Annotated in this window: 29 protein-coding genes; 11 read left to right on the top strand and 18 right to left on the bottom strand. The window is 41.7% G+C overall.

The features are described 5' to 3' along the window. Positions 1-41: 41 nt before the first annotated feature. Entirely contained in the window at positions 42-845 is an 804-nt protein-coding gene (locus K370_RS03865) for a TraB/GumN family protein (RefSeq protein ID WP_235272677.1), read from the top strand. 25 nt (positions 846-870) lie between these two features. Here K370_RS03865 and K370_RS03860 read toward each other — a convergent pair whose 3' ends face one another. The 9 genes from K370_RS03860 to K370_RS11990 form a co-directional block, all read right to left on the bottom strand. Further along, the gene (locus K370_RS03860; protein ID WP_047538518.1) at positions 871-1,293 is read right to left on the bottom strand and encodes a DoxX family protein; all 423 of its coding nucleotides are present in this window, start codon (positions 1,291-1,293) and stop codon (positions 871-873) included. An 11-nt stretch (positions 1,294-1,304) separates the two neighbouring features. Further along, positions 1,305-1,754 (bottom strand): hemerythrin domain-containing protein, encoded by a 450-nt coding sequence (locus tag K370_RS03855; RefSeq protein WP_047538516.1) that lies wholly within the window; start codon positions 1,752-1,754, stop codon positions 1,305-1,307. Between the two features lie 83 nt (positions 1,755-1,837). Continuing rightward, positions 1,838-2,308, bottom strand: coding sequence for a hypothetical protein (locus tag K370_RS03850; RefSeq protein WP_047538514.1), 471 nt, complete (start codon positions 2,306-2,308; stop codon positions 1,838-1,840). A gap of 27 nt (positions 2,309-2,335) precedes the next feature. Beyond that, positions 2,336-2,809 carry a response regulator gene (locus tag K370_RS03845; protein ID WP_047538969.1) on the bottom strand — a complete coding sequence of 158 codons (474 nt, stop codon included), beginning with the start codon at positions 2,807-2,809 and terminating at the stop codon, positions 2,336-2,338. A 135-nt stretch (positions 2,810-2,944) separates the two neighbouring features. Further along, positions 2,945-3,577, bottom strand: coding sequence for a response regulator transcription factor (locus tag K370_RS03840; protein WP_047538511.1), 633 nt, complete (start codon positions 3,575-3,577; stop codon positions 2,945-2,947). A 63-nt stretch (positions 3,578-3,640) separates the two neighbouring features. Further along, positions 3,641-4,132, bottom strand: coding sequence for a phage holin family protein (locus K370_RS03835; RefSeq protein ID WP_047538508.1), 492 nt, complete (start codon positions 4,130-4,132; stop codon positions 3,641-3,643). Between the two features lie 23 nt (positions 4,133-4,155). Next, positions 4,156-4,578 (bottom strand): DUF883 family protein, encoded by a 423-nt coding sequence (locus K370_RS03830; protein ID WP_047538504.1) that lies wholly within the window; start codon positions 4,576-4,578, stop codon positions 4,156-4,158. Positions 4,579-4,658: 80 nt separating this feature from the next. Continuing rightward, on the bottom strand, positions 4,659-4,817 hold the full coding sequence (locus K370_RS11995) for a DUF1328 domain-containing protein (protein ID WP_047538501.1): 159 nt from the start codon (positions 4,815-4,817) through the stop codon (positions 4,659-4,661). Positions 4,818-4,963: 146 nt separating this feature from the next. Further along, positions 4,964-5,137 (bottom strand): DUF1328 family protein, encoded by a 174-nt coding sequence (locus K370_RS11990; protein WP_047538499.1) that lies wholly within the window; start codon positions 5,135-5,137, stop codon positions 4,964-4,966. A 117-nt stretch (positions 5,138-5,254) separates the two neighbouring features. Here K370_RS11990 and K370_RS03815 point away from each other — a divergent pair, with 117 nt between their 5' ends. From K370_RS03815 to K370_RS03805, 3 genes are all read left to right on the top strand, one after another. Beyond that, positions 5,255-6,733, top strand: coding sequence for a CHASE3 domain-containing protein (locus K370_RS03815; protein WP_047538497.1), 1,479 nt, complete (start codon positions 5,255-5,257; stop codon positions 6,731-6,733). Between the two features lie 212 nt (positions 6,734-6,945). Beyond that, positions 6,946-7,476: a BON domain-containing protein gene (locus tag K370_RS03810; RefSeq protein ID WP_047538494.1), complete on the top strand. Its 531-nt coding sequence runs from the start codon at positions 6,946-6,948 to the stop codon at positions 7,474-7,476. A 340-nt stretch (positions 7,477-7,816) separates the two neighbouring features. Next, positions 7,817-8,497, top strand: coding sequence for a BON domain-containing protein (locus K370_RS03805; RefSeq protein WP_047538492.1), 681 nt, complete (start codon positions 7,817-7,819; stop codon positions 8,495-8,497). Between the two features lie 95 nt (positions 8,498-8,592). On the opposite strand, the gene K370_RS03800 is transcribed toward K370_RS03805, so the two are convergent. From K370_RS03800 to aqpZ, 6 genes are all read right to left on the bottom strand, one after another. Further along, positions 8,593-9,174 carry a lipocalin family protein gene (locus K370_RS03800; RefSeq protein ID WP_047538490.1) on the bottom strand — a complete coding sequence of 194 codons (582 nt, stop codon included), beginning with the start codon at positions 9,172-9,174 and terminating at the stop codon, positions 8,593-8,595. Positions 9,175-9,178: 4 nt separating this feature from the next. Beyond that, the gene (locus tag K370_RS03795) at positions 9,179-9,652 is read right to left on the bottom strand and encodes a YaiI/YqxD family protein (protein WP_047538488.1); all 474 of its coding nucleotides are present in this window, start codon (positions 9,650-9,652) and stop codon (positions 9,179-9,181) included. 2 nt (positions 9,653-9,654) lie between these two features. Next, positions 9,655-11,049, bottom strand: a complete 1,395-nt coding sequence (locus tag K370_RS03790) for a DEAD/DEAH box helicase (protein ID WP_047538485.1) — start codon at positions 11,047-11,049, stop codon at positions 9,655-9,657. 253 nt (positions 11,050-11,302) lie between these two features. Next, the gene (locus tag K370_RS03785; protein WP_047538482.1) at positions 11,303-11,725 is read right to left on the bottom strand and encodes a hypothetical protein; all 423 of its coding nucleotides are present in this window, start codon (positions 11,723-11,725) and stop codon (positions 11,303-11,305) included. Positions 11,726-11,908: 183 nt separating this feature from the next. Continuing rightward, entirely contained in the window at positions 11,909-12,625 is a 717-nt protein-coding gene (locus tag K370_RS03780) for a pseudouridine synthase (RefSeq protein WP_047538479.1), read from the bottom strand. Between the two features lie 81 nt (positions 12,626-12,706). Beyond that, positions 12,707-13,396, bottom strand: coding sequence for an aquaporin Z (gene aqpZ, locus K370_RS03775; RefSeq protein ID WP_047538966.1), 690 nt, complete (start codon positions 13,394-13,396; stop codon positions 12,707-12,709). A gap of 136 nt (positions 13,397-13,532) precedes the next feature. Here aqpZ and K370_RS03770 point away from each other — a divergent pair, with 136 nt between their 5' ends. Together K370_RS03770 and K370_RS03765 are read left to right on the top strand one after the other, a co-directional pair. Beyond that, positions 13,533-14,318 carry a TrmH family RNA methyltransferase gene (locus tag K370_RS03770; RefSeq protein WP_047538476.1) on the top strand — a complete coding sequence of 262 codons (786 nt, stop codon included), beginning with the start codon at positions 13,533-13,535 and terminating at the stop codon, positions 14,316-14,318. Positions 14,319-14,347: 29 nt separating this feature from the next. Then, positions 14,348-14,875: a pilin gene (locus K370_RS03765; RefSeq protein ID WP_052185158.1), complete on the top strand. Its 528-nt coding sequence runs from the start codon at positions 14,348-14,350 to the stop codon at positions 14,873-14,875. 22 nt (positions 14,876-14,897) lie between these two features. On the opposite strand, the gene hslO is transcribed toward K370_RS03765, so the two are convergent. The 3 genes from hslO to K370_RS03750 all read right to left on the bottom strand — a co-directional run bounded on the left by hslO (position 14,898) and on the right by K370_RS03750 (position 17,211). Then, on the bottom strand, positions 14,898-15,833 hold the full coding sequence (gene hslO, locus K370_RS03760) for an Hsp33 family molecular chaperone HslO (protein WP_047538473.1): 936 nt from the start codon (positions 15,831-15,833) through the stop codon (positions 14,898-14,900). A 96-nt stretch (positions 15,834-15,929) separates the two neighbouring features. Next, entirely contained in the window at positions 15,930-16,829 is a 900-nt protein-coding gene (gene gluQRS / locus K370_RS03755) for a tRNA glutamyl-Q(34) synthetase GluQRS (RefSeq protein ID WP_047538962.1), read from the bottom strand. Between the two features lie 67 nt (positions 16,830-16,896). Beyond that, positions 16,897-17,211: a DUF3301 domain-containing protein gene (locus tag K370_RS03750; RefSeq protein WP_047538960.1), complete on the bottom strand. Its 315-nt coding sequence runs from the start codon at positions 17,209-17,211 to the stop codon at positions 16,897-16,899. A gap of 188 nt (positions 17,212-17,399) precedes the next feature. Between K370_RS03750 and K370_RS03745 the strand changes: the two genes are divergently transcribed. From K370_RS03745 to K370_RS12385, 5 genes are all read left to right on the top strand, one after another. Continuing rightward, a complete protein-coding gene (locus K370_RS03745; RefSeq protein WP_047538470.1) occupies positions 17,400-18,071 on the top strand; it encodes a hypothetical protein in 672 nt (223 codons plus the stop codon). Positions 18,072-18,266: 195 nt separating this feature from the next. Then, positions 18,267-19,457, top strand: coding sequence for an ammonium transporter (locus K370_RS03740; protein WP_047538468.1), 1,191 nt, complete (start codon positions 18,267-18,269; stop codon positions 19,455-19,457). A gap of 307 nt (positions 19,458-19,764) precedes the next feature. Beyond that, on the top strand, positions 19,765-21,195 hold the full coding sequence (locus tag K370_RS03735; RefSeq protein ID WP_047538464.1) for a cytochrome ubiquinol oxidase subunit I: 1,431 nt from the start codon (positions 19,765-19,767) through the stop codon (positions 21,193-21,195). 1 nt (position 21,196) lies between these two features. Next, positions 21,197-22,204, top strand: a complete 1,008-nt coding sequence (cydB, locus tag K370_RS03730; protein ID WP_047538461.1) for a cytochrome d ubiquinol oxidase subunit II — start codon at positions 21,197-21,199, stop codon at positions 22,202-22,204. Continuing rightward, positions 22,204-22,356 carry a DUF2474 domain-containing protein gene (locus K370_RS12385; RefSeq protein ID WP_081977145.1) on the top strand — a complete coding sequence of 51 codons (153 nt, stop codon included), beginning with the start codon at positions 22,204-22,206 and terminating at the stop codon, positions 22,354-22,356. The genes cydB and K370_RS12385 overlap by 1 nt, the downstream gene beginning before the upstream one ends. Positions 22,357-22,426: the final 70 nt, after the last annotated feature.

The raw sequence follows: 22,426 nt of genomic DNA, 5'->3' as shown, positions 1-22,426 counted from the left end.
CTAGAGCAATCCTTTTCAGTTTCCTGTTATGTGCATCTGTGATGGTGCAGGCAACCGAAAAAGGCTTGTTTTGGAAGATGGAGTCGCCCACTGGCATTGTCAGCTATCTATTTGGCACCATGCATACCGATGATAATCGCATCACTGATTTTTCACCCAATGTGATTGAAGCGCTGAATAGCGTGGATGCTTTTATCATGGAAACCAAGCAGGATAATAAAGACCAAAGTCTGTTATTGATGCAAGGCGCCACTTTGCGTGAAATGCTGACAGAACTAGAGCTTGACCAAGTGCGTGAACTGGCAGATTTTCATGTGATGCATTTTGAAGTTGTGCTGCGTATGAAGCCGTGGTTACTGGCGGTAATATTTGATCTGCCCAAGCCGCAAACGCCTTTTGCGCAGGATAATTTGCTGATGGCAAAATCGGAAGATTTATCCAAGGATATTGAAGGTTTGGAAACCAGCACAGCGCATTTTGGTGTGATGGATGACTTTAGTCGTGAAGAGCAACTAATCATGTTGCGCGCTGTGTTAAAGCGCACACAGGCGCAAAAAGAAGCCGACTTTGAGCGTTTGATGACGGCTTATTTAGATGGTGATTCCGACAGAATTAGCGCCTTGGATGAAAAAATCACAAGCGGCATGTTGCCTAAATCTATCTGGACAAAGATGCGTACTAAATTATTAGATGAGCGCAATGTAGTGATGGCCGAGCGCAGTATTCAAGCCGCAAGTGAAAAACCAGTATTTGTGGCGGTCGGCGCATCACATCTGGCGGGTGAAACAGGCTTAATTAACGCATTTAAAAAAGCGGGCTTTAAATTAAGCCAGATTAACAAATAATAGCTAATTGAACTAAAACAATCAGCTAAGCGAAATAATAGTTTTTCTCTGGCCGAGAGCACCACCAGATTAGCCAAATCAGCACAGCCTGCACAGGTAAACGCAGAATTAAAAGCCATTCTGGAATGCCGGGAAACAAATTAGCATGTTGAGCCATATAGATATTGGTCAGCGTGAGAATTGCTGTTAATGTCATCAAACCATAGCCAGCTAAACTTCTGACAGGCTTAATCCATAAGCCAATTGAACCCAACAATTCAAGCGCGCCGCTGATATATATGCACGCCAAGTGATACGGGATATAAGAAGGCATCATGCGTAAAAATGGTTCAGGATTAGCAAAATGCATAATGCCGCCAATAATAAACCAAGCGGTTACAAGTATTCTGGCAGCGATTTTCAACTTATTACTATTGGTCGATTGAAAATTCAGGTTATTTTTGAGCATTATCAATTACATCAGCTGCTGTATTTTGTCTTAAGTCGCTCGTAATCACTTAAATAATCTTTGGCTAAAGTATTCTTTTGTTTATCACTCAATAATTTGCCTGATAACTGAAAGAAGGCTTTTTCTTCTTCATCCAAATGATGATTGACCTTTTCGCACAAGGCTTTTGCGCGCGTTAGCCAACCTTGCACAGTAGGATCATTGGTGGTTAATTCTTCCATCAACTCTTCCATTTCATGATGTTCTGCCAACGCATGGCGTGAGATTGAAAGGCCAGCATCTTCCATCATAATGGGGCAATATAAAAATCGCTCTTCAGCGGCAGCGTGCGCCTCTAATTCGACTTTTAATGTTTTGAATAGCTCTTTACGCGATTGTGCGTTGGGTTCACTGGATAGCAGCTCTTCACAAAGCTGTCTTTGTGTATCATGGCTTGCTCTTAATGCTTCATAAATATTCATATAAACTCCAGTTAACAGAAGTAAATCAGTAATTTTTTATTATTAACAGATACTTAATGCCTATTGATATTTAACTTTAAGGCTTACATATGTTCTTCGTTTGCGATTTTTTGAATATAGGCTGCAAAATCCGCATCTTCACCTTGCAACAAACGCGGTAGCTTAAATTTAAAGTCATCACGTTCGCACCACTCGCGCATGTAATCATCCCAAGACGCCCATCTGCGACGTTGCTTATTCGACATATTGTCTTCGTAAGCCAGCAAGTAAGCGCGTTCAAATAAAGAAATCAAGATTTCAAAAATCACGTGAATGCGCTCACGTTGCTCTTCAGTCAGGTCAAGAATCTCGGATTGCGAACGTAATTTGAGATCGGGATTTTGCATGACCAATTTCAAAAAATCAGTGTAAGCATCTGACAGCATTTGGTAAACAGCTTCTTCTTCGTTTTCGCGTTCTTTGCGTTGCTGCCAAATAAAAGAAAAAATAGCCAGTGGCAAGCCAAAGGCTGTAACGATATAACTAATCAGTTCCCAAGTTTCAGTTTTTAACATGAAGACTTCACATAAACCATACAGCCTTTAATGCTGTGCACTTGAAAATCGATTAGCCTCTAGTTCAATCGCTTCAATGGCTAAATCAAAGTCCATGGATTTATCGAAAAAATAATGCACGCCTAAACTTTTGGCCAAGCTACGATAATGCGGATGGGCATGATTAGTCAGCATCATGAGAATTGGCTGGCCGAAAGAAGAGGGTTCTTTTTGAATATGTCGAATCACCTCAAAACCATTACCTTGGGCCAACTCTATATCCAGCAACAAAATATCAAATGGTTTTTCATTTAACAATTCAATCGCTTTAAGCTGCGTGTCTGCGGTACCATCTACTGCAACATTATTAAGGCCGTTAATCGTTTCAAATAACACTTCACGCAACAAAGTAGAGTCTTCTACCAATAGCATTTTCATCGGCTCAGATTGACTTTGCGATTTGTGCAAATTGCTTGTACTCAATGTCGCTTTGTTTGGAGGGTTATCTTTAAAATCTGACATTTTATGTTGTTTATCGTTACGCATTAGTTAGCTTTTAATTGACCAAAACCCATTTTACAATACTCAAAAAGTGCAAACAATCGGCTTTTGTCTGACATACGGCTACAGGTTTTTTAGCAAAGTACATACATCCCATCATGTGATTAATCCATTTTTAATCGCGTAATAAGTTAAGTCCGCATTGGTTTTAAGGCTCATCTTTTCCAAAATACGCGATCGATAAGTGCTTACCGTTTTAACGCTAATATTCAGTTCCTCGCCTATTTCCGTGGCGCTTAAGCCGCTAGACAATTTAAAAAATACCTGGAACTCACGGTCACTTAAGGTTTCGTGCAATTGTTTTTCGGATGGATGGCTAAGCTGCTCACTCATTAGCTCGGCTAGCTCTGCTGAAATATAACGTTTACCGTTGGCAATGGTGCGGATAGCTTTGATAATTTCGTCAGAATCAGCATCTTTGGATAGATAACCTTTGCAGCCGTTACGAATTAAATTAAGCGCATACTGCGACTCGCCGTAACCGCTTAATATCAGTACAGGCAGGCTTGGTGCGACATGTTTTAAATCATGTAAAGTATCGACGCCATTCTTGTCTGGCATTGAAATATCCAATACAACAATGTCATATTGATTGGCACGCACCATTTTAATGGCTTCCAGGCCAGATCCAGCTTCGCCTGTCACTGTTAAATCCGCTTCCAAGGCGATCAGGTTTTTTAAACCTTGGCGCACAATACTGTGGTCATCAACCAATAAAACGTTTTTCATGAATAGATGGGCCTAGAATTCAAATTAAATAAACAGATTCAATCAAGAATTGAATCAAAAAAGTTATCGGTTAGCTTCATCGGAAGTATCTGCCGTGCCATCTAATCCATCTTTAAATACTTGCCAATCACTCTCAATTTGTATCATGGATTTTGAAAAAAGCGGCTGTTTTTTCCAGGTATGGCGAATAGCAAGAAAGATACCTACGCTGATTAATAACGGTAAAGCCATTGTTACTCCTAAAATTACATCACGGTGAGCGCTGTTCCATGCGATTGCAAATAACCACATTAATGCCGTTAAGACAGAACACAGTAGCGCAAAGAAGATGAAAACGAGGCCGAATAAACTATTGGCTGCACGCTTCATGTCTTGATTCAGTTGTTGTTTAAATATAGCAGCGTGGTTTTCAACCAACGCCGCTACGTTTTTTTTCAGTGCGCCGAAATGGCCTTCTGCATCATTACTAAAATCTTCCTGCACACTTTTCATACGGTCACGTACGAATTTGGCAAGGAGTAATTGTGCAATAAACTTCAGCGCGGTGTTCCACATAGGTGACTTTCAGATTCTTAGAATTATTTTGACGATTGTTTAGAACCCAAAATATAACCCAGTAACACGCCTGCACCAATAGCCAAGCCTAAACTCAACAAAGGTTTTTCTTGCACAGTATGAACGGTACGTTCTTTGCCAGCTTCATAAGCATGTGTCACCTCATCTTTAACAGTGCCTTTTAATTCATAGGCTTTGTCTAAGATCTGATTTTTAATATCCGCCACATTAGCCGAGCTTGTGTATTGGTTAATCAATGACTTTAAGCTATCAATCACGCTTAGTGCTTCATGTTTGGTTTCAAGGGTTTTTTCTTGCAAGTCTTGACCGATTTTATCGGCACTACGTCTTACATCACTTGCAACATCCTGAACGTTGTCTTTCACATTTTCAGCCAAATTTGCGGCTTTATTTTTTAACTCTTCTTGCTTGTTTGAATTAAACATGGTGAATTCCTTTACCTTTGTAAATGATTAAAAATTAAACTGGTGAAACAATATTTAAGACTATCAATTCAGCCGATAAACTAACGTTTTCTACCGATGATGAATGAAATAATGGTCACAATTAAAAATACAAAAAATAATATCTTTGCAATTTCAGTTGCACCTGCCGCAATCCCGCCAAATCCAAACACTGCGGCAATAATGGCGATGATAAAAAATACGACGGTGTAATGAAGCATCTTGAACCTCCTTGTCAGTTTGTAGTCAAGCAATGCAAATGCACAGTTACTACTTTATGTGAACACCTTGCTGATTATCAGCGGCTATTTTCTGATAACTTTGTCAGAAAGCGCCTACAAGATGTTCGTTTATTAAAATGCCAAGTTTAAAATGCCAAGTTAAGGCCAAGCACCACAGCGCCCAATACGAGTAATGCTAAAATGATAAAAATAAAGAAGAAGAACTTGGCAAGTTTAGTCGCACCAGACTCTACATCTTTAAACCCAAGCAATCCCGCAACAATAGCGATAACAAAAAAGAGAAATGCGTAATAAAGCATGATGAGTCCTTTGCATGAGATGAAAAAGAGGAACTTAACGATGCAATCATACTCAACCGCTTTTAAACGGATTAGAAGTTATAATCTGATTTTGATGTCAGAAAGCGATTACATATTTTGAATCCGGCTATACAAAGCTTCGCCAATAAAACACTAGAGAAAACAAAGGTTTTGTTCAATCAAGGCTGGCTCACGTTTGAAAAGCTGATCGCTTTGCTGGGCGGACGTACGATTGCCATGCTTGCTGTGGCTTTGCTGATTACCATGGTGTCTGTGCTTTATAGCGATAAATGGATTCAGGCAATCGATCGTCAAGGTGAGGTGATTGGTCAGATCAGAACCAATATCGTGACGTTGAACCAGCTGAAAACGAATCTATATAAAGCCGAAAGTGCGCAGCGTGGTTACTTGTATACCAAAAGAGAGACGCATGTCGAACCATTTAACCATGCACTGAATGATGCCAGGGATAATATTGCGAAAATCGAAGCATTGGTGATTCGCACCTCTTCCGGTAAAGAGCAAGTAGAAGAGCGGGATTGGATGAAAGCTATTTCTGCAAGTCTGGAAGCAAAAGCGGCCGAAATGAAAGTGACGCTTAATTTAGCGAGAACAGGCAAAACGCAAGAGGCGAGACAGGTGATGAATCTGGATGAAAGTCTGGTGGAAATGCAGAAATTCATGGGATACACCGATATCGTAATTAACAATCAAAATAAGGCGTTAAACGCTAAGATAAATGAGCAGCAGCATACGATTTTAATCGCGCGACTTTCAATCTTTGGCGGAGCTTTGATTTTGATATGGATTGTGGTGCTGGTGATTAAGCAATTACTGGCAGAGCTCGCCATTAAAAGCCATTTGCAGCAGCGCGTATCAAAAGAAAATGCCATTTATGAAGAAAAGCTGCAATTGCAAACCAAGTTATTACGCAGTTTAGCGCTGGATTATCAGGCAGATGTGGAGCGGGAGCGACAAAAACTATCGCGCGAATTGCATGATGAGCTCGGTTCTATTTTTACGGCAACCAAGATGGATATTGCTTGGGTCATCAAGAAAATGAAAGATATTACGCCAGAGATAGCTGCAGAAGTAGCGGCTAAGTTGCGCAAAACCAACAGTTATGTGGATCAAGGCATTCAATATAAACGCCATATCGTACAAGAGTTACATCCAGCCATACTCACCACTTTTGGATTCTGGCCAGCGTTACAATCGCTTATTCAAGATGCAGCAGAGCGTAATCAGTGGGAGTTGACTTTAAACTTGCCAGATGAAAATACCCAATTAAATGAAACCATTAGTTTAGTGGCGTATCGTATCGTGCAAGAAACGTTGAATAACGCCAATAAATATGCCAAAGCCAGCAAAGTTTCTGTTGATGTGATTGTCGATGCGCAATATATCAAATTAGAAATTGAAGATAACGGTTTCGGTTTCGATATGAAAGCTTTAGATGGACATACACACGGCTTGTCTGGCATGCGTCATCGTGTATTGGCGATTGGCGGGCATTTTGAAATAGTGAGTGAACCAGGAAAAGGTGTATTGACCCGCGCTTTAATTCCAATGGATTTTGAGGCGCCATCGCTTTAATTTAATCGATAATAAATCTTAGCCCCTTGATCTTTAGGCAGCACTCAATTTTAAATAGACTGTAGTCCCTATCTGACAACATAATCAGTATTTGTTGGACTTTATTCATCTTCTCACTTGCGTAACATGGCGACATCACACAATTCGCAAAAATATTAATGACTTGCGATTGTATAAATGTGATTATTAAATCAGTTATCGGGAGTTGAAAGATGAAAAAATTAACAACATTAAAATCAGCAACATTAGCGATTGCCTTAGCTTTTGGTTTGTCTAGTATGCAAGTTGTTGCATTAGATTCAGACGCTGTTGCAGATTCTGTTCAAAATGGTCGCTTTTCGTTGGAAACAGAATTTAAAAAATTAGATACTGATTCAAATGCGTTGCTTACCCAAACAGAATTTAGCAAAGATGAATTTTTTACCAAAGGCCATTTTGCAAAAGCAGATGTTGACAAAGACGGTGTCCTCAACCAAGAAGAGTTTGTCAACTATAAATCAGGCGCTCAAAAACAGGCAGTCAAAAGAGTTGCTTCAGATAGTGTGATTACTTCTAAAGCAAAAGCAAACTTGCTGGCTGAAAAGAAATTGAAAAGCCTGCAAATTAGCGTAAAAACCTTTAATGGTGTTGTGATTTTGAGCGGTTTTGTGGATGATGAACTATCAAAGATTAAAGCCGAGACAGTTGTTTCAAAAATTGAAGGTGTTAAGTCTGTTAAAAATAGCCTAGAGGTTAAAGGTTAAATTTAGAAGGGGTCAATTTGGTTTGTTGTATTGCCAGCACTACATTTGGCAATTTAACGCCATTCTCTTGAGTTAAATCCACTCCAAAACAGAACGTAATTAGCAAGCCTTACTATTCCAAATCTATAATTTTGACCTTTAAAGCCGCATGTTTCGTAAAGCATGCGGCTTTTTCGTTATTGCACAGTTTGTAGTCCGTGACTGACAGAGAAATCAGCTTTTGTAGGACTGAATTAAGTAATCAACTTAATTAATATACTGGTACTGCACGATTAGAACCATGCACGTTTAAATAAAAGTAGCTAACTTAACTGACTACATGACTTTTAGGAGCAACATAATGAAAACAAATAACTTAACTAAATCATTCAAACCAATAGCTTTAGTGATTGTTTTAGCCTTCAGCACAACTGCGGCGACTACCTTTGCAGAAGATGCAACGGACACAATGGATTCTACTAGCGTGAATACGGCACCAACCTCGGAAACATACAGCACAAGCTGGATGGCACCTTTAGCTGCCGAGTTTGCAGCGCTGGATACAACAGGTAATGGCTTGCTTTTACCGCATGAGGCTTCAAAAGGTAAGGCATTTAACAAGAAAACATTTGCCCAAGCCGATACTGACCATGATGGTTACATTGACCAGAATGAGTACATCTATTTCAAATCAGGTAAACGCCCGGATGCAGTTTTGCCGCAAAACAGTCTTGATACGCAAGGTCAATCAACGCTGACTAATCAAGAACCTGTGAACACGGCAGCAGCAGAATCAGGCGCCAACTCAAATAGGTCAGTAGGCGAAGTAATAGATGACAGTGTGATTACTGCAAAAGCCAAAGCTAAAATATTAGCCACCAAAGAATTAAAAAGCCTGCAAATTAGCGTAGAAACACGCGATGGCGAAGTAATGCTGAGTGGTTTTGTGGATAACGAAGCCGCTAAAATTAGGGCAGAGCAAGTCGTTTCTCAAATCGCAGGTGTTAAATCTGTTAGAAATGGCTTAGAAGTTAGAGGTTAAAATTATTTAGCTAAAATAAGTACTTTAAGCTAAATAAGCATTAACCAATAAAAACGCCCAATTCATATTGGGCGTTTTTCTATTTAATCATACGGTTAGGGGCTAACGTGCGGTCCTGCTTTGTAGTCGATGATTTCAGTGGTTTGTGCAACGTAAATCAAATCCTCTGTTGCAAACCCCAGCTCTTTGGCACGTGCAATCAAGTGTTGTTTAATGGGATACGCGAGTTGTGGTGTGCGCGACAATATCCATAAGTAATTTTTGCCACTGGTGACCATCGCGTAATTGTAATAGGGCTTATCCAGCTCGATAATGTTGTAGCCACCGTAAAATGGCCCAAAGAAAGATACTTTTAATTTGCCAGTATTAGTACCATCTTTATTGGTCGGTTCTACAAAATAAGCTTTGCCTTCTGCTTCTTTCCACTCATTCTTTTTGGTATTAAAACCACGGTTGATCACTTTAATTGTGCCGTCATTATTTTGTATGTAATTGGCTGTGACGTTCTGTAAGCCGCGCTCAAAGCTGTGATCCAGTCGGGCAATTTCGTACCAGGTGCCAAGATATTGATTGGCGTCTATATTGTCTACAACTTTGATGTTGTCTTGCTCATCAGAACAGGCGAGTAAATTAAAACATAAAACAATCAATATTATTTTTTGCAGTAAGCTTTGCATTCATTTAACCCCTAATTTTGTTAGCGATAATGTTTGTATGGCGCGCGATAAACTTATCCAGTTCTGCTGCAAACGCTTGTCTATCTGCTAGATTAAACGCCGCAGGCCCACCAATCTCTGCACCTTGGCTGCGTAATTCATCCATCATATTACGCATAGCCAAACGCTCTGCAATATTCGCTGGCGAATACATTTCACCACGCGGGTTAAGCGCATGCGCATCTTTTGCGATCACTTGGGCAGCTAATGGAATATCTGCCGTAATCACCAAATCGCCCGCTTGCAAGGCTTGCACAATATAATTATCCGCCACATCAAAACCTTTATCCACCTGAATGGAGCGAATATTAGGCGAGGGCGGCACGCGAAGAAATGCATTGGCAACCAGTGTGGTGCTGATTCCTGTGCGAATCGCGGCGCGAAATAGAATTTCTTTAATCACGACAGGACAAGCGTCAGCATCCACCCATATATCCAAACTTATTTACCTCGATTCCCACTGTGATGTGCAGGTTTACTACCATTTGGCTGTTGCATATTTTGAAAAGGTTTTTGATGTGATGGCTTTTGACCTTGCGGTTTAGAATGCGTTGGTTTTTGGCCATTACCTTGTGGGCGCTTGGCTTGTTTAGCCTTAGGTGGTTGATTTCTAGGCCCACGAGGCGCTTCTGGCTCTAAATGCGTTGGTGCTTGAAAACCTTCTACAGCCACTTTTGGAATTTCGCGCTTAATCAGCTTTTCAATATCTTTTAAATACTTCGCTTCTTCAAAATCCACCAAAGAAATCGCAGCGCCACTGCTACCAGCACGGCCGGTACGACCAATACGATGCACATAATCTTCTGGCACATTCGGCAATTCAAAGTTGACCACTTGCGGCAACTGGTCAATATCCAAGCCGCGTGCGGCAATATCAGTCGCCACTAAAACAGGGATGTCGCCATTTTTAAATTCGGCTAACGCTCTGGTTCGCGCGCCCTGGCTTTTGTTGCCATGAATCGCAGCGGCAGGAATGCCGTCTTTGATTAGTTTTTCAGCCAAGCGATTTGCACCGTGCTTGGTGCGGGTAAATACCAGTACTTGCTGCCAGTTATTGGTTTTAATCAAATAGCTCATCAAGCTGGCTTTGTGCGCCTGCTTAACCAGATGCACGGTCTGTTCAACCATTTCAGATGCAGTATTGCGGCGCGCAACTTCAATAAAACCCGGTTTATGCAACAATCCATCGGCTAGTGTTTTAATTTCGTCAGAAAAAGTCGCAGAGAACAGCAAGTTTTGACGTTGCTTTGGCAACATGGCCAGCAACTTTTTAATATCGCGGATAAAACCCATATCCAGCATACGATCCGCTTCATCCAGCACCAAAAACTCCACGGCTGATAAATCCACTTTGCGCTGATTGGCTAAGTCCAACAAACGGCCAGGTGTGGCGACCAAAATATCGATTGGTTTACCTAAACGGTTAATTTGCGGATTAATATTCACGCCGCCAAATACGACCATCGATTTTAAATTTAAATATTTGCCATAGGTTTTAACTGACTCTTCAATCTGCGCGGCCAATTCACGAGTTGGCGTCAACATTAAGCAACGTGGTTGGCCAGCTTTGTTTTGTTTGGGTTTAGAGTGCAATAAGTGCAATAAAGGCAAGGTAAAACCAGCGGTTTTGCCAGTGCCAGTTTGCGCGCCAGCCAACAAATCACCACCGTTTAAAACAACGGGAATCGCTTTCGCTTGAATAGGTGTTGGTGTGGTATAGCCCGCGTCGATAATCGCGCGCAGAATAGGTTCGGCAAGGCCTAGCTGATTAAAATGCAAGTTAACGGTTTCGGCAGGCGTGGTTGTGTTAATAGATTGAGTAGATGCAATAGACAAAGTAAAACTTTCAAAAAACTAAAGTTGGCCTGTTGCATTTCCTGCAACACCAATCGAGACAAACAAATATAGGGGAAATAAAAATATGGCCGCTGCACAGATTGGTTTTTGCAGGGTGAAGGCATTATACGGGGTAAAGCTTGGAAAGCGAAAAATGTTTAAAAGTGAATTTAAACGTGGAAGTAATCAGCATTTGCAGCTTTATCGCACAACGTTCGTTTGAATGTAAAGTTAGAGATGGCGCGCTGGCAAGTTATGGGTAGTTGACAAAGACGGATATTTTTCCATCGTCTTCTGGCTCTAAGCCCGCAATTTGCATACTGAGTTGCCACGTAGAGCTGCTGAGAAACTTTTCAGTAAAAAGTTCGGCTGCTTTGTCTTTCGAAATACGAAATGCCGGTCCATCGGGAAAGAGAGCACGTATGACGGTGCATGCGACCGCAACTCTTGAATTGTGCCCAAACTCTGACTCAAAAGACTTTCCAGACGCATCATCTGGAATTTCTGCTGACCACAGTGAGTCCTTAATGTAAGTAACAGTAATATTTCGTGACTCAATTAAAGCGCCGATGGAACGCCAGTCGTCGATTTGTCTCGTATCGGTATGCAATGCGATACGAAGTAAGATATCTAATCCTTCATCACTGAGGTCATCTAGGTGAGCGGTAATTGTCATGTTGCTAAGTCCTGAAAAAATGCATAACGTAAAATAGGTGCCAAATAAGAATTTAATATTTTATTCAGGCAGATTGTTAATTTTATTAAAAAGTAACAATCTTGGTTAAACAATGGGTTGATAAGTTTTGTGCACCTAATGAATCATGAAGGCAGTATTCAAAAGCATCTAAACTAAGTAAATTTACTTTGCATTCAACAACAGCATATCACCCTCACTTAACCATTTCCACTCCCCAACTTTCAAATCATCAGGCAACTTTAACTCGCCAATCTGAATGCGTTTTAAAGCTTCTACGCGGTTGCTAATTGCGGCGACCATGCGTTTGACTTGGTGATATTTGCCTTCTGCTAACGTCATATGAATCACGTTTTCGCTGATTCTTTCGCAAGCTAGCGCAGCGATTGGCGCATCTTCATCGATTAACTGTACGCCTTTTAGAATATGTGCGATTTGTTCATCGCTCACTTTATGTTTGCAGGTCACTTCGTACACTTTTGGTACTTTGTGTTTGGGTGAACTCATGCGATGGATAAACTGGCCGTCATCTGAAATGAGTATTAAGCCAGTGGTGTCTTCATCCAGGCGGCCAATACACTGCACATCGCGAACCACTAATGGGTGCGGCAATAGACTATAAATAGTCGGGTGATGCTGGGTTTTGTGTGAGCATTCGTAGTTGCTGGGTTTATGCAGCATCAAGTAAGATTTTTCGCGGTAATCCCATGCTTCACCTTTTACGGTGAATTTTAAGTTTTCCAGTTCAAATGTTGCACTTGGGTCATCGCATAAATCACCGTTAACGGTGACTTCTTCATTGATAATCATAATGCGGCATTGTTTGCGGGTGCCGAAACCTTGTTTGCTGAGAATACGTTCTAGGTCGAGTTTTTTAGCCATGTGTGCATTATAAAGCACGCTTGATTATCTTGAAAAAGAAAACGCCCACATCTGGCGGGCGTTCAATCAGGATTAATGCGATTAATCTTCTTTATTCAAAAACTTATATACCAGCGCACCAATCACGCCGCCAATAATGGGTGCTAGCCAGAATAGCCATAATTGATCTAGCGCAATACCACCTTCAATTAGGGCAGGGCCAGTACTACGTGCTGGGTTAACCGATGTATTGGTGACAGGGATGCTAATCATATGGATTAACGCAAGCGTAAAACCGATTGCCAATGGTGCTAATCCAGCAGGTGCACGTTTGTCTGTAGCGCCCATGATGATGAATAAAAACATGGCTGTCATCGTGATTTCGGTGATTAAAGCCGCTGCCATGCTGTAGCCGTGTGGTGAGTGTGCGCCAAATCCATTAGAAGCTAGGCCGCCAGTGTAGCCTTCCATGCCGCTTGCAATCGTGCGGATGAGTAGGGCGGCCAGAATTGCGCCAATGACTTGCGCAATAATATAATGCGGTAATTCAGAAGCTTTAAAACGTCCGCCAGCCGCAAGACCGATTGAAACTGCTGGATTGAGATGGCAGCCCGAAATGTGACCAATCGCGTATGCCATGGTGACAACTGTCAGCCCAAAAGCGAACGCAACGCCTAAATAACCCAGCCCCAATTCCGGAATGCCGGCCGCTAAAACCGCGCTACCGCAACCACCCAACACCAACCAGAAAGTACCAATTAATTCTGCTATCGAACGTTTTGTTAATGACATATTTAAGCCTCCCAATGACATGATTTTTATGAGTTATTACGCGAAGTAATTTACGCTTAATAATCAGAATGAACAAGTTGCTTTGGGTTAAAATGGGCTTAACTTTTGTAAATTTTTGTGTGAATTTCTAACTTCTATGAGCTTTAAACATATTACCTCGCGCGATAATCCGATTTTTAAATACCTTAAAAAGCTGGCTGATAACGCACGTGAAAGAAAAACAGAGGGCAAAACAGTCCTTGATGGTGTGCATTTGATAGAAGCGTATCTGCAAACCTTTGGTGAACCAGAGTTAATCATTATTCCAGAAGGAAAAAGCACATTAGAAGCCAGTAATCTGATGCAGCAGCTTGAGCATGTGAATACGATTATGTTCCCTACGCTGATGTTTGCAGAGCTTACGCCTGTGGCGAGTAGCACAGGTATTTTAGCTGTGGTGAGAACACCCGTTTTAGAAATACCAGAGCAACCGCAATTTGTATTGATGCTGGAAGACATTCAAGATCCGGGTAACTTAGGCAGCATGCTGCGCACAGCCGCTGCCGCTGGTGTGCAAGCAGTTTATCTAAGCAAAGGCTGCACCGATGCTTGGTCGCCTAAAGCGTTACGTGGCGGGCAGGGCGCACAATTTGTGTTGCCGATTATGGAAAATGCCGATTTAAGTACCCAGCTACAAAATTTTAATGGCAGTAGTTACGCAACCACTATGGATGGTGAATCGCTATACAGCCAAGATTTAAGTCATGCGAGTGCCTTTGTGATAGGCAACGAAGGTGCGGGCTTAAGAACAAAAACAATTGAAAATTGTAGTAAACGTATCAGCATTCCCATGAGTCAAACGAATGGGCTGGCAGTGGAATCGCTTAATGCGGCTGCGGCTGCGGCTATTTGCTTGTTTGAACGTAAGCGGCAAGCTAGCTAGTTGAGCTAAGAGATACAAAAGGAGTAATTATGCTTAAAACACAGTGTGTTATAAGACGATGGATAAAAGTAAAAAGTATTAAGCCGAGCCAAAGTGGCTTTTCGGCAGTAGAGATGATGGTTGTGGTGGCGATTATCGCGATATTAGCCATGATTGCGATTCCGTCTGGTATTGAGCGCATTATCAGAGAACAAGTGTCCGCCGCGATTCCTTTAGCAGATGCTGCAAAAGAGCCTGCAGCGGCGCAGTGGAAAGCACTTAAAACCTTGCCAGTGGATAATAAAGAAGCAGGATTGCCAACCCCAGATAGAGTGGTGAGCAATTTTATTAGTGCGCTTGAAGTGAATAACGGCGTTATTCACATGACTTTTGGCAATAAAGCCAGAGCGCAATTGCAAGGTAAGATTTTGACCATTCGCCCTGCGGTGATTGAAGAATCGCAAGCGGTACCAGTCGCTTGGGTGTGTGGCAACGCGCAAGCGCCAGCTAATATGACGGTGTTTGGCGAAAACAGAACCAATATTGACGTTAAGTTTTTGCCTTTTGCCTGTAAGTAATGGGTTAAGTTTTGCTTTGATGCTAGTGCTTGGCGTTGCTGATGTTCACACTTGCCTCAGTCGCCAATAGTTGCGCGGTATCTACGGCATCGAATAGATAGTGCTTATTGCAAAAATCGCAGTTCACTTCAATTTTGCCAAATTCGGCCAAAATGCTGTTTAATTCTTCTTCACCCAGCATGCGCAACATGCTCGCCACGCTGTTTTGATTGCAGCTACAGTGAAATTGTGTAGATTTTGGCTCAAATAAACGGATATCCTCTTCACCAAAAAGGCGGGTTAATAACGTTTCGGCAGGCAAGTTTTGCAGTTCGTCATTAGTGACCGTGTTTGCCAAATGATTCATGCGATTCCAGGCATCAGCATCGTAATCTAGAACTGGCGCAGCCACGCCGCCTAGATGTCCGCCGAAATCAGGCAGTTTTTGTAATAGCATGCCAGACGCGCTTGTTTCATCACAATGTAGCCAAAGCGAAGTGTCAATCTGCTGACTACGCAACATATAGTTTTGCAGCATTTCTGCGACTGATTCGCCCTCAATTGGCACAACACCTTGATAAGCTTCGCCTACTTTCGGGTCTAGCGTAATAATAAATTGCCCATTTTTAACCAAATCAAAAAATATTTTTTCTTCAATTTGGCTAACTTTTGTTTCATCCCACTTTGCTGTGGCGCGCATATTTAAATCTGAACTGCATTCCACCACCAATAATTTAAGCAAGCCTTTGCTTTGTATTTGCAGTACCAACGCGCCATCCATCTTAAGTGTGGCAGATAACAATGCACTGGCAGCCATTAACTCACCCAAAGCATATTTTAAAACTGTAGGTAAAGTTTGATGCTGCAGCACTTGCTGGTAAGTATCGTTTAAGTGCACCAGATTGCCGCGTATGGGCATCGGGTTGTTGAATCTGTCTTCAAATATAAAGTGGTGAAGCGTATCGGTAGAATTTTTCATAACGCGTATTTTAACATTGGCTTAAGCGTTAACTTAGATTACGCTTAAAAATTGCGATTAAAATCACGTGATGTATGAAAGCATCTGGATCATATTTTATTGCTTGTTGTAAAAGACATACTTTTGGCGTGGAATCTGATGTAACTGCCAGTTTGTAATGGCCCAATTCCATATCTCATCCGGCTGGCTATTTTGAATCTCGGTCGGTGGGTTTTGCCCCAGAAAATCCAATGCATGAAACAAAGCTTGCCCAATAGATTGCGTATCAACTGCCGGCGCTTTGGTTTGTTTGCTTAACTTTTCTCCCGCTGCATTTGTTGCTACCGGCACGTGAGTGTAGATTGGATGAGTTAACTGCAATAATTGCTGCAAATAAATTTGGCGTGGGGTGGATGCAAGTAGATCTGCACCACGCACGATATGCGTAACACCTTGTGCGGCGTCATCGACCACGACAGCGAGTTGATAAGTGAATAGCCCATCTGCACGTTTGAGTACAAAGTCGCCGCTATCCATGCTTAAGGTTTGGCTGGTATTGCCTTGTATTGTGTCATTAAAACTGATTGGCACAGCGTTGGTTTTAATGCGAAAAGCAGGCGCTGTATTCGGTTTGATGGCACGTTGCAAACAGGTGCTTGGATACACTAAGCCTTCAATACCAGAATGCGTGGTGGAATCGGCAATTTCTTTGCGTGTACAGGTGCAGGGGTAAATTAACTGCTGTTTTTGTAGTTGTTCGAACGCATCAGCATAATATTGACTGCGTTGGCTTTGGTAGATAATTTCGCCGTCCCACTCAAAACCGAAAGTTTCAAGTTGCCGCAAAATGGTGCTTGCTGCACCGGCTATTTCGCGTGGCTTATCTAAATCTTCAATACGCAGCAGCCATTTTCCGGCATTAGCTTTTGCATCGCAATAACTGGCGACGGCGGCAATTAACGAGCCAAAATGCAGTGGTCCAGTAGGTGAGGGGGCGTATCGGCCAATGTAGTGCATATCCATACAAAATGAACGTTGAATAGATTTATTTTATCGACAATACATTTTGGGTCAATTAAGGCTGCTAATGCACAATCGGCACGTACGGTGGAATATGCCAAGTTTGTAATTGTTTACCTAGCAACTGCAAATTACACTCCAGGCGCTCAGCGCCGTTTGCGGTTACTTCAAATACATAAAGCCGCTGAAATTGTGCGTGTCCGCGGCTATCGCGCCCCAGCCTGACTTTGTGGCATGCAACCGTTTCATCTAATAGCTGTAGTTGGTAACGCTGGGCTAATTCTCGTCCCAACATAATTGCAATCTCGCGCTTGGAAACTGTATCTTGCCAAAACCAAGCGAGAAACAACATAATAATGAGTAAGATGAGCTCGAACATATTTTTACTTTTTTGATTATAAATAAACACTTAAGTCAGTATTGGGTGAAAAATTAAGTGAATCGCGACAGCTTTGCCTTTAGTTATATGCGTGATTTATTATATTTTTCAATAGATTATGCAGTAGAATCTAAAATATAGTTTAACCCACTTTAACAATTCAGCTTTAACAAACTAGCTATTTAATTATGATTCAACAACGTGAGCAACAAGCGCTGGAAGTTTATTTTAAGCTATTAACAGCGAAGGGTTTTGGACCTGAAACATTTGTACAGCGCATTAGTTTTTTAAATAAATTGCTGCCATTGTTGGCCGATAAAAGTACCAATGGCGGGGAATATCGGCTTGCGATTGAGCTAATGATGGATTCAATCGCAGAATCTGATTGGCCCGAAAGTTTAATCATTGCGCGTGAGTATTACCCGTTTTGGATTAATGATTTAAAGGCGGTTGCACAGTTTTGCAAAAGCGCTACTAAAGATCAGCTACCAATTGAATGGAAGCCAGTAGAGGTCAGCTTAAGCAGTTTGTGGCATAACGTTGACCAGGAAAAGTTTTCAACCACGGATAGCTGGGCCTTAAAAGCCTACACAAAGGCGCTGCGTAACGAAAACGCAGAGCAGACCTTAATTGATACGCGCTTAAAATTAGCTAAGGTTTTGCTGGTGCGATTACGGGATGCTCCGGATAAAAGCAATAAAATTTACCGTACAACCGTCGATGCGACATTGCCTTTGTTTGAAGTGAAGAAAAATCGCCGTTTATTTTTAGTAGTTGTGCGCGAGTTTTTTCATTTTTGGTCCGGTAATCCGGACGCAGAAAAATATATCCTAAATGGCAATACTGTCAGCATGTTATAGCTGTAATATCTTGCACATAAATTTTGCACACAATTAGTGCTGCTAATTGTGCATCGCACTAATTGTGTGCAAATTAATTCTCTCTTATAAAAAATATCCTTAATAATCAAGCCAGTGTTAGTGGCTTAAATATTGCTTCTATTGCCCAGTTTTATAATAAATACACACTATTTATCATATTGATGGGAGAAAAAAATGGAAGCACTCGTTTCGGCGAATGATGTTTTATTTGTATTGCTGGGGGCCATTATGGTGCTGGCGATGCATGCAGGTTTCGCTTTTCTGGAAGTTGGCACGGTTCGCAGTAAAAACCAGGTTAATGCCTTGGTCAAAATCATGGTGGATTTTTCTATATCGACCATTGCCTACTTTTTCATTGGGTACAGCATCGCTTATGGCGTGAGCTTTTACAGCGGCGCAGAAATCCTTGCTGCTAAAAATGGTTTCGATTTAGTTAAGTTCTTTTTCTTGTTAACTTTTGCCGCAGCGATTCCGGCGATTGTTTCTGGCGGTATTGCAGAACGCGCAAAATTTAACCCGCAAGTAGCAGCTACTTTTTTAATTGTAGGTTTTGTTTATCCGTTTTTTGAAGGCATCGCATGGAATAGTCACTTTGGTTTCCAGGATTGGCTGTTAACCAGTTTTGGCGCCAAGTTTCATGATTTTGCAGGCTCAGTTGTCGTACATGCAATGGGTGGTTGGATTGCGTTAATTGCAGTTGTTTTATTAGGCGCACGTGCTGGGCGTTATGGTAAAGATGGCCGTTTGCATGCTTATCCGCCTTCTAACATTCCATTCTTAGCGCTCGGCGCATGGATACTCACTGTTGGCTGGTTTGGATTTAACGTGATGTCTGCGCAGGCAGTACAAGGTATTTCTGGGTTGGTAGCGGTGAACTCATTAATGGCTTTGGTAGGCGGCACGCTTGCCGCTTTACTGGTCGGAAAAAATGATCCTGGTTTTGTGCATAATGGCCCATTAGCTGGTTTGGTGGCAATATGTGCCGGCTCAGATGTTATGCATCCGCTTGGCGCATTAGCAACGGGTTTAGTGGCGGGCGGCTTATTTGTATGGGCATTTAACCTAACGCAAAATCGCTTAAAAATTGATGATGTATTAGGTGTTTGGCCTTTGCATGGCTTGTGTGGTGCCTGGGGTGGTTTAGCGGCCGGTATTTTTGGTGCAAAAACGTTGGGCGGTATAGGCGGCGTTAGCTTTATCTCACAACTAATCGGCACAGGTCTAGGTGTGACAATTGCCGTTTTAGGCAGTTTTGTTGTGTATGGCTCACTTAAAAAAATAAGCGGTATTCGTATGAGTGCAGAGCAAGAGTTTGACGGCGCGGATTTGAGTATTCATAGAATCAGCGCGACGGCTGATGATTAATGCAAATTAGCCGTTAATGTGATAAAAACAAATAAGGTCAGCTTAAGGCTTATTTCATCAGCAATTTGAATATTAAAAATCGCTAAATTTCATTTTTATTGAGCATCAGTTGAGGTGATAATACATGTTAGCTGAATACAGAAGCGGTATGGAAGTTTGGTGATGCGTAATTTGCGATTTCACTTAATGGTGAGGTGTAAAAGTTTGATCATGATGATATTTTAGATTCTGCAAGTCATTCGATTAATTTTTATTAGGAAAGCTCTAGCACGCATTGTTGTGATAAAACAGTTTAAGGATAAGAGTGATGTCTGATTTAGCACTAGATTTAGCGCGAATTCAATTTGGATTTACTATATCTTTTCACATTGTTTTTCCTGCTATCTCAATTGGGTTAGCCAGTTATCTGTTTGTGCTAGAAGCTCGCTGGTTAATGACCAAGCAGGCTGTTTTTCTAGACCTTTATCATTTCTGGGTAAAAATCTTCGCACTATGTTTCGGAATGGGTGTGGTCTCAGGTTTGGTGATGGCTTACCAGTTCGGAACCAACTGGGCAGGGTTTTCGACATTTGCAGGAAGTGTTACCGGGCCATTATTAGCTTATGAAGTCCTTACGGCCTTTTTCTTAGAAGCAGGTTTTTTGGGGGTTATGCTTTTTGGTTGGTCACGAGTAGGGCCGGGCATTCATTTTGCAGCAACATTAATGGTCGCCCTCGGTACTTTAATCTCTGCCACTTGGATATTAGCGTCAAATAGTTGGATGCACACCCCGCAAGGGATTGAAATCATCAACGGTCAGGTGATTCCCGTTGACTGGCTGGCAATAATCTTCAATCCATCTTTCCCGTATCGTTTTATTCATATGGTATTGGCCGCTTATCTGGCTACTGCACTTTTAGTTGTTTCGGCAGCGGCATGGCAGATATTGCAAGGCAATACGAATGTCGGTATCCGCAAGATGCTATCAATGGGCATGTGGATGGTCTTGATCGTTTCTCCTATACAAGCAATGGTCGGTGATTTTCATGGGTTGAATACCTTGAAATACCAACCCGCTAAAATTGCTGCCATTGAAGGGCATTGGGAAAATATACCTGGTAAAGCTTCTCCATTGGTATTGTTTGGCTGGCCTGATATGGCAGCGGAAAAAAATCACTTCGAAGTGGCTATTCCAACTTTGGGCAGCTTGATTCTACGCCACTCTTTGACTGAGCAAATACCGGCACTAAAAGACTTCGCTGCAGAAGATCGACCTAACTCCACCATTGTATTCTGGACATTTCGTGTGATGGTTGGGCTGGGATTGCTCATGATTTTGTTAAGTTTATTTTCTCTATGGGCACGCTGGAAAAAAGACCTTTACCAAAATAAGCTTTTCCTGCGTTTCGCTCTAATTATGGGGCCTGCTGGTATCGTGGCGATGCTTGCAGGGTGGTATACCACAGAGATCGGGCGTCAGCCGTGGATCGTATACGGTCTGATGCGCACTGCTGATGCAGTGACTAAACACAGCGTTACCGAACTGAGCATTAGTTTAACGTTGTTCATCGTTATTTATCTGCTGGTTTTTGGTGTAGGCGTCATATATTTACTGCGGTTGCTTCGCATAGGGCCTAAACCAAATGAATCTTTACAAGGTGATGCATTTTCAATAAACAAAAATGAAGTAGAAGATTTTATTATTGCAGCAGAATTTCATCCGCCGCATTCGACACCTTCTGAGAAAAAGGAGGATTAGTATGAATTTTGACCTACCGTTAATTTGGGCAATCGTCATTTTGTTCGGCATCATGATGTATATCATGATGGATGGTTTTGATCTTGGCATAGGTATCCTGTACCCATTCTTTAAGGATAAAACTGATCGCGACATTATGATGAATACGATTGCGCCTGTATGGGATGGTAACGAAACCTGGTTGGTATTAGGCGGGGCAGGGCTTTTAGCCGCTTTTCCTTTGGCTTATTCAGTAGTTTTAAGCGCCTTTTATATGCCGATAATCCTGATGTTATTGGCATTAATACTACGTGGTGTGGCTTTTGAATTTCGATTTAAAGCGCACGAAAATGAACGTCATTTTTGGGATAAGGCTTTCATCTTTGGATCTATTGCTGCGACCTGGTTTCAAGGCTTGATTTTGGGTGCATACATTAATGGAATTAATGTCATAGATGGAAAGTATGCAGGCGGCCCACTAGATTGGATAACCCCGTTTTCGTTATTTACCGCCGTTGGTCTGGTCGTGACGTATGCTCTATTGGGTAGCACTTGGCTAATCATGAAAACTTCAGGTGAGCTACAAAATAATAGCTATCGATTGACACGAATTCTGGCGTTTATACTTTTAGCAATTATCGTAGTCGTGAGTATATGGACGCCTTTACTTAGTAACCAAATCGCTGAGCGCTGGTTTACACTGCCCAACATTATTTGGTTATCCCCAATACCGTTAATGGTGGCTTGTCTCTTCTATCAGTTGCAAAAGTCACTGGCCGCTAAAGCCAATACTTCTCCTTTTATTTATTCACTTGGAATGGTTTTTCTGGGATATTTGGGGCTAGGCATTAGTATTTGGCCTAATATCATTCCGCCAAATATTTCTATATATACTGCATCTTCACCACACGCCAGTCAAAGTTTTGCACTTATCGGCGCCCTCATTATCATCCCGCTGATTCTTGCATATACTGCGTGGGGTTATTATGTTTTTCGCGGTAAAGTTTCAAAAGATGATCATTACCATTAATGCCGCGAGCGCCAAACAAAATGGGAAAAGATAAAGTCTGGTTAAAACGACTAACCTGGTTGGTTGTTTTATGGTTTTCAAGTGTATTGCTTGTAGTGATTTTAAGCTGGGCAATTAAATTCTTAATGGCTGTGGTGGGATATAAATCTTAACTATAAAAATTATTTTCCCCTTTCAGCGTGTTGTTTTGGGTAAGTTTTTATTTATTAAGGCCAAAACGAA

Origin of the sequence: Methylotenera versatilis 7 (genome assembly GCF_000799165.1) — a bacterium.
GTDB lineage: Bacteria > Pseudomonadota > Gammaproteobacteria > Burkholderiales > Methylophilaceae > Methylotenera_A > Methylotenera_A versatilis_A.
Note: the sequence above shows the minus strand (reverse complement) of the source record. Positions and strands in the feature narration are given on the sequence as shown.